A 7,829-nucleotide genomic window follows, 5' to 3' on the forward strand; every position below is an offset into this window, starting at 1 on the left:
TCTGGTGACCCAGGAGGGATACGTAAGCAACTTAGGTCTCTAGGAACGCAGTGACGCTGAGACCTTAGTGCGTCGATCCCTCAACACAAAAAGGATCCTACATCAAGTAAGATCCTTCGTTCTCTGGTGACCCAGGAGGGATTCGAACCCCCGGCCTTCTGATTCGTAGTCAGACGCTATATCCAGCTTAGCTACTGAGTCATATGTCATATTTGGTACTTTCCTATAATATCATATGTTATGCCCCTAATGCAAGTACTTTTTACTCTTATTTCATGAATTATAAAGTCACAGTCATAGAATCTACCCTCTAAAACTATTCAGTATAAAAAGTTCTTAGTAGATTACACTACTAAGAACTTTTTTATACTAATACAATTACAAAAGCATATAGTTATATACTTTACTCTATCGAGATTGCATTTACTTCTCCAAATCAGTAATATTCGGATCCTAATACGAATATTACTCTTTATGAGATCTACGATATTCACTAGGTTTAACCCCCATCACTTGTGCAAAGGCTACAGAAAATTTACTACCATTTTCATAGCCAACCTGTCGTGCTATTTCAACAATATTATCATCGCTTTTTATTAATAAACTAGCCGCTCGTTGCATACGGTTTTGCTTAATAAATTGATACATCGTAATACCGTATACACCTTTAAAGCATTTTTTTAACGATGTCGATGGTATATGATATCGTAAGGCTATATCATCAATGGTTTCTTTATTCGTAATATGTTGCATTAATTCTTCATGAACTTGTTTTACAATATCTACTTGTTGTTTATTATAACAGGAGCGAATAATATTAATTTCTGGTGCTGCACTATGTAATAAAACTAATAATTCTATTGCCTTAACACGATAATAGGAAGGAGCCAACTCTTTTGGTGCATCATAAAATGATGCAAACGCTTGACTTAAATGCGACTCTAAGCGACTCACAACGCCATAATCACCTTCATGACAAAATCGATTACATAAGGCTTTTAAATCAAGCTTACCGGCTCCTAATATAGCATCAACAGCTGCTTGTGCCTTAGGCACATACACGGCTAACGAAACGCCTTGGTACTTAGATGATGGAAAATAGGAGCTATGTTGATAGCCCTGTTGTCGTTTCCAACAGATAGTAATATCATTAGGATTTAAATATAAATATTTTCCATTCGTAAAGTCACATTCAATTCTACCATCATGACAATAATAAATTTCAAACAACCCTTCCATAGGTTGTGCATGATGGGTAATTTCTTCTAATGATACATCTTGAAAAGTTAATTCAATTCCCTCAAACAATTGATAACAAATTCGTTTAGCGTGACCTGTATCATTAACAAATTCATACATGCGACATGATTTATTAATGTCATTAATAGTCACTTGACTATCTTGCATAATATCTTTAATACGTCCTAGTCCCATTGTTTTAGGATTTTCCAATTGATCGATAGTTTCTAGATGATTCATAACTAACTTCCTTTACAAGTATTATTAGTTATATACTACCAACAAATGATAACTAGTGTCAATTTTTACTTTTTACAATCGGTACCGTGTACGCACCATGAGGCATTAAAATAATAGGTGCATCACATCCCATCTTTTCATTTGCTCGATGTAAGGCTTCTTCCATAGAATGAACTGGCGAAAAAAGGCTTCCTTAGCATACCTATCTGTCAGATTTGAAAGAAGTAAAAATTCGGCTTGTTTCATCAATCTAGTAACAGCATACGCTTTATGTCTTCCTATCTGAAATTCTGTTCTCACAGAATCTTCAATGGCTTGAATAGAATGAAACCGATGAATTGTTTCGTCAAAAATAGCAGATCCAGATCCTTCTCGACACTCTGCCAATAAAATAATACACCCTCCAGGTTGTACAGCTTTTACAGCATTATCCATAGTCTTTTGTGTTTGATATATGTTAATATCCTTTGGATAGCCTCCTGTGCTAGCAATAACAATGGGGGCTCGTTCTTTAATAACCACACCATTTTGTGCATCTACAAATTCACACGCCCGCTTATGAGCCGTTATATAATGGCCTGCAAAAATGCCTGTAAACTCATTATGTTCATTTAACACTACATTTAACAAAAAAGTCGGCGGATGGAATGCAACGCCTTCTAGCTGATCTTCATAGATAGGATTTCCCTCTAACTGTCCTATAACGGCATTTTCATGCAACATCAAACTATGATTTTTTCGTATTGTTTCATAAGAAGATATGCCTGGTAAAATAGCTTTTCTACCACCACCAAAGCCAGCAAAAAAGTGATGTACTACTGAACCAGTACAAATAATATGATCTGCTTCTACTGCACATCTATGTAAATGAACTGGTGTGCCAAAGGAAGTAGTCCCAACGTATATAAAATCACTAGTCTTAGTCGCATTAGAATTTACTAATCGAATTCGTTCACCTATCGTTTCACCAACTTCATGAATCATTTCTTCACGAGTCATCTCTCGATGTGTGCCCAAGGCAAATAAAATTGTAATATGCTCATCAGAAATACCTATTTCATGTAAATATTGAATCAATAGGGGCATAAAAACATGTGTATTTGCCACGCGAGTTGCATCATTAGCAATAATTGTAACCGTCTCACCTGGTCGTATTAATTCTTGTAACGGTTTCGCATCAATAGGATGATTAAGAGCCTTCAAAATTTCTTCTTCTGGATTGGTAATCACTGGTTGTTTCGTCATTTCTAGTTCTGCTACTACACGACTTTCATCCAACGCAAAATCTACATATGTACTACCATACGGAAATGAATAAGTTTTCATACTAGTAAACTCCCTTAACAGGCTAATGCATCTACATATTTAATTCTATATAGTCCCACAGAAAATCTCATAGATACTACACACTATTCTACATAACTGGTTGATTAAAAATAGTTGTAATACCACTAAATCCAGTAGGCATAGGTGATACTAAATATAAACATATAACGGCTAATACTGCTATGGCTATCGCCAAATAAGAAAATGTACCTCGTTTTGGAAATTCATAGAGTCCTATGATTCGAATTGTTAGCGCTGCACCAATAGCAGCAGCAAAAGCCGGTAAAGAGAATTGCCCTTCATCAGCATAGACATAGATAATGCCCACAAATGAAGCTACTACCGTAACCAATGGCATCATTGTATCCATTGCTTGTGGTATATAACGACGTAATGCCTTTGGATAACGCGATGCTTCTACGCCAAATACGCCAAATAGTATATGACCGATTGACCAAATATAGGTCCACCATATCTGGCACATAGAGCGATGTTTACTGCTATACCAAGCAAACCAAGTAATAAGTAGTATAGCCACGCCTACTAATCCAAAATATACTGTATCTGGAATATACCTCACTAAAGCGACGCCAAGTAATGTAGTGATAGCGGCCAATACACTATGAATGATGACTTGACTCTTGTCTGGTTGTTCCTGTATAGGTAAGCGTTTATATAGAGCACCACCTAATTCAACAATAAAATAAGCTACAAATAAAACGATCGACAAAGCAGGAGAGAAAAAGGCTATCCCAATCATAATAAGAATAGGAATAATAAACGCCCACCCTTTAAAAAACAATAACTGTTTAAAATCAAGTCGTACGTCTTGTGTTTCTACGGTGAAATTATTATACAACACAAACAAAAACATAAATGACACGACTTCAATCGGTGTAGCACCCAAACATAATATAGTTGGCACCAATACCATCGACATGGCTACCCCCGATAGTTTTGACAATAGAGCTGCTCCAATGCCAGCCAAAAAAAATGGTAATAATAGAACAAGTAACTCCATACTACTAACTCCTAACTACATAGATTACTATTATCCATACATCTAGTCATGATCTTGTAAAATCATGATATTGTACTTATTATATCATATCGTCAGAAGTATAATAGGATCTCCTATAATGAAAGCATTAAGTATCATACTGAAAGTATAATTATTCTATACGTAACATATCAATTCTATGGCTACCATGTAACAACGTGTTTATATTCTATCTAACACCAGGCAATCTCCGACGTACACCTTCCCGTTGTAGTAAATTTTTAATAGTATTAGGGCAGCATCCATACGATGTTGCCAATTCTTGCAACGTACTGCCTTCTTCTTTATATTGATATACAATATGTTTCTTATGCTCTTGCCATGCCCGTTTAGGTATGGTCACACCTAACGCTATCGCCCGTTGTTTAATAGCTGTATAAGAGCACCCAATCAATCGTGCTATTGTACACAAACTATTTCCTGCTGCTAATAAAGACAACAAGCGCGCCTCTTCTATTTGTATGTGATTACCACGAATTGGTACATGCGCTTCTTTCAATCGTGCTGTAATGGTACACGATTTAACTTGAAAAAATTTTGCTATTTCTAGGGTAGATAATTTATCTTGTTCATACATTTGTTTAATAACTGCTATATCTAATGGCACCTGTTTATGACTCTGCCGAATAGGTATTCCTTCTTGTCGTAATATTTCTAGTACTTTCCATCTAGAAATACCTAATGTAGTAGCAATAAAAGTAGCACTATTTCCACTTTTATAGGCACGAACAATATCTATGGTCTTTATCGATGTAGGTGTATTCCTTTTTACTGGTTTTAATAACCCCAAGTCCCGCAAGCGATTAGAAATTGTAGTGTGAGAACAGTTATATCGCTTTGCTAATGTATACACACTATAACACTTAGTTTTATATAGCGCTGCTAATTCGTGAAGCGGAATTACAACATTTCTCCCCCTCTTTATAATGCCATACATGGCTAATCGTCTATGAATAGTATCTGGACTGCACCCAAAATACTTTGCAATATAGGCAATTGTTTTTTGTTCATAACTATACAATTCTCTTAATCGGTTTTCATCAATACTAATTGTCATGTTTCCCATTGTACCACCCCACGCATCATATTCTCTTATACGTATCTCAACTTACTACTTCTATTACTTTTAGTATAATTCTTTCATGTCTAATCACAATACCATGGGAAACCGCATAAGTAGTATCATAGAATTTCTTTTTTGGAAACTCTTCTACTAGAATGACTTGCATCCTTGACAAAAACGATTTTTATAACTGTAGTTTTACAATTTTCATATAGTTCAATCATAATTTTTTATATCTTTTTATAAAATAGCTCGTCTACCGCAACAGTTAAAAAACAATCATAAAAATACACACCTTACCAAGAATATGCTCTTACTAAGGTGTGTATTTTTTGTAATGCCTATTTTTTTATGATACTTACAAGAAAAACGAACTGTATTAGGTACTCTAATCCCATTCCATGTTTGATAAATCACATGTGATTTTTATATTTCATTCTCTGAAAGTATAGTAAACCTTTTGGTCTTTCTAATACGGTAGACCACACAACGCCACGTTTAGCAGTTTTAAGAGAAATGCCATAAGGCGAATCATTGCTATGTACTGCGGTATGTTGTTTTGATCGTGATTGTACATGATGAACCGTTGTAACTGATTTCGTAACCTGTAACTTAGTAGTTGGTGTAACAGAAATCTTATAAGATGGTCGTACAGATGTATACGTATCTGACTGTGTAGAAGTTGCTACTTCCCGTTCCATTCTATGTACATCTACAGTAGAAGAGGATGTATTATTTTTCTCTTCAATAGGTTCCTCATGATAGCTAGCAGGTACCTCGTCTATACGTGCCGGAGTGATTTCTGTAGCTTCACCTAATGATTCATCCTCTCGTTCAATATGAATGCCATACTTTGCTTCCATCTCTTCCCAAGTAAGCGGCTCATGATCAATTTGTTGTTGGTCACTAGGTGTGGATGATGTATTTCCTTTTTTAGTAAAAACCAAGGTTCCTATTATCATAATGATAATGCCAATAATAATATCCATATATCACCTATTGTTTAGATTCTGGAGGTGTTGTCAAATCACTCTCTTCTGTTTGTCCAATCGCCTCTCTCATTTTAGTATCAGCTAATACGTTATTCATAGTATAATAATCCATAACGCCTAACCGACCTTCACGTAAGGCTTGTGACAATGCTTGAGGTACTTCAGCTTGTGCTTCCACAACTTTTGCTTGCATTTCTTGTGTATATGCACGCATTTCTTGTTCTTTTGCTACCGCCATAGCACGACGTTCTTCTGCACGAGCTTGTGCAATGGTTTTATCTGCCTCCGCTTGATCCGTCATAAGTTGAGCCCCAATGTTACGCCCCACATCTACGTCAGCAATATCAATGGATAAAATTTCAAAAGCTGTACCTGAATCAAGACCTTTACTCAACACTGTACGCGAAATATGATCTGGATTTTCCAACACATTACTATGTTCTTCCGAGGAACCTACAGTCGTAACAATCCCTTCTCCTACACGAGCAATAATAGTGGCTTCACCGGCGCCACCTACTAAACGATCAATATTCGCACGAACAGTCACTCTAGCACGTACTTTTAATTCAATACCATTTTTGGCCACTGCAGAAATACTAGGCGTTTCAATAACTTTTGGATTAACACTCATTTGTACCGCTTCAAGCACATCACGACCAGCTAAATCAATTGCTGCGGATCGTTCAAAGGTTAATGGAATCGATGCTCGTTCTGCCGCAATTAAAGCATCTACCACACGGTCTACATCGCCACCTGCTAAATAATGAGCCTCTAATTGATTAACATTTACATTTAGTCCTGCTTTATTAGCTTTTACTAAAGGTAACACAATTTGCGATGGATTAACGCGACGTAACCGCATTCCTACAAGTGTAAAAATACCTACATTAACCCCTGCTGCCAATGCGGAAATCCATAAACCTAATGGCACGAAATGCAAAAATAATGATATTGCTATAATAGCAAGAAAAATAATAAATACAAATCCAAATTCTGCAAACATACATACCCTCCTTAATAATAATTCTCTATGCACTAATCTTCTCAATACGATTTACTTCAGCAACTTATATACGCACCTATTATCTATGAACATTTGTATCCATTCTAACAATAATTCTACTTCCTGACACTTTATATACTACAATAGGCGTCCCGGCAGAAATAAAATCTCCTTCTGTTACTACGTCAACTAACATATCATCAATACGAGCTGTGCCAGAAGGGCGAAGCACTGTATGAGCTACTCCTTTTTTACCAACTAAATCAAACATTCTTTCATTGGATGTATACCCTGTATCCGAAGTAAATCGTAAATTAAGTGTAAAATGCCGACCAAACCATGTTTGAGGAAAGTAATTAACTACTATCAATAGTACTATACTTAATACTAAAGATATCCCTAGTAATATAAGTACCGTTTCCATCGTATGACCAAGTAAATCATAGAGTCCCCACATAATACATAAATATCCAATGATACCTAAGATGCCACCTGGTACAAATAGTTCTAAGGCCAATAAACAAATTCCCACTATAAAATAATATAAAATATCCACTCATTCACCTCCCTAGATACTGCACTCATAGATAATGACTTTCATAATACTATTATAACATACTACAATTCTTATCGTCACATAGTGACGTATAGACAAACTCTAAACTTTATTTTCCTATGTACATGTATACCTCATTATATCTAAGTACATTAATTATTATCGAATATTCTTACATACTAACATAGTGGATGCTCTTATAATTCAAATCACATCCTAATCAAGATTCGTAGAATTACGTTCCATATGCCTATAGTGCGACGTATGTATCTTTCTATTAACTATTTTATATAACCTTAAATTGCAATATGAAATTGAACAGTATCCAAATCTACAATTCTATTAACTTC

Annotated in this window: 7 protein-coding genes and 1 tRNA gene; all 8 read right to left on the reverse strand. The window is 35.6% G+C overall.

Annotation, left to right across the window (positions count from 1 at the left end; all coding sequences use genetic code 11):
- Window positions 1–124 precede the first annotated feature (124 nt).
- The 8 genes from P6940_RS08070 to P6940_RS08105 all read right to left on the reverse strand — a co-directional run bounded on the left by P6940_RS08070 (window position 125) and on the right by P6940_RS08105 (window position 7,479).
- Window positions 125–201: transfer RNA gene (locus P6940_RS08070), tRNA-Arg, on the reverse strand.
- 264 nt (window positions 202–465) lie between these two features.
- Window positions 466–1,479, reverse strand: a complete 1,014-nt coding sequence (locus P6940_RS08075) for a helix-turn-helix domain-containing protein (RefSeq protein WP_277293738.1) — start codon at window positions 1,477–1,479, stop codon at window positions 466–468.
- A 105-nt stretch (window positions 1,480–1,584) separates the two neighbouring features.
- Window positions 1,585–2,805, reverse strand: coding sequence for a nickel-dependent lactate racemase (gene larA / locus P6940_RS08080; protein WP_277293739.1), 1,221 nt, complete (start codon window positions 2,803–2,805; stop codon window positions 1,585–1,587).
- An 88-nt stretch (window positions 2,806–2,893) separates the two neighbouring features.
- Window positions 2,894–3,826: a hypothetical protein gene (locus tag P6940_RS08085; protein WP_277293740.1), complete on the reverse strand. Its 933-nt coding sequence runs from the start codon at window positions 3,824–3,826 to the stop codon at window positions 2,894–2,896.
- A gap of 208 nt (window positions 3,827–4,034) precedes the next feature.
- On the reverse strand, window positions 4,035–4,931 hold the full coding sequence (locus tag P6940_RS08090) for a hypothetical protein (RefSeq protein ID WP_277288611.1): 897 nt from the start codon (window positions 4,929–4,931) through the stop codon (window positions 4,035–4,037).
- Between the two features lie 410 nt (window positions 4,932–5,341).
- Entirely contained in the window at window positions 5,342–5,917 is a 576-nt protein-coding gene (locus P6940_RS08095; protein WP_277293741.1) for a hypothetical protein, read from the reverse strand.
- Between the two features lie 7 nt (window positions 5,918–5,924).
- Window positions 5,925–6,923, reverse strand: a complete 999-nt coding sequence (floA, locus tag P6940_RS08100) for a flotillin-like protein FloA (protein WP_277293742.1) — start codon at window positions 6,921–6,923, stop codon at window positions 5,925–5,927.
- Window positions 6,924–7,002: 79 nt separating this feature from the next.
- Window positions 7,003–7,479 carry an NfeD family protein gene (locus P6940_RS08105; RefSeq protein ID WP_277293743.1) on the reverse strand — a complete coding sequence of 159 codons (477 nt, stop codon included), beginning with the start codon at window positions 7,477–7,479 and terminating at the stop codon, window positions 7,003–7,005.
- Window positions 7,480–7,829 lie beyond the last annotated feature (350 nt).

It is taken from the genome of Veillonella montpellierensis, assembly GCF_947090115.1.
Lineage (GTDB): Bacteria > Bacillota > Negativicutes > Veillonellales > Veillonellaceae > Veillonella > Veillonella montpellierensis.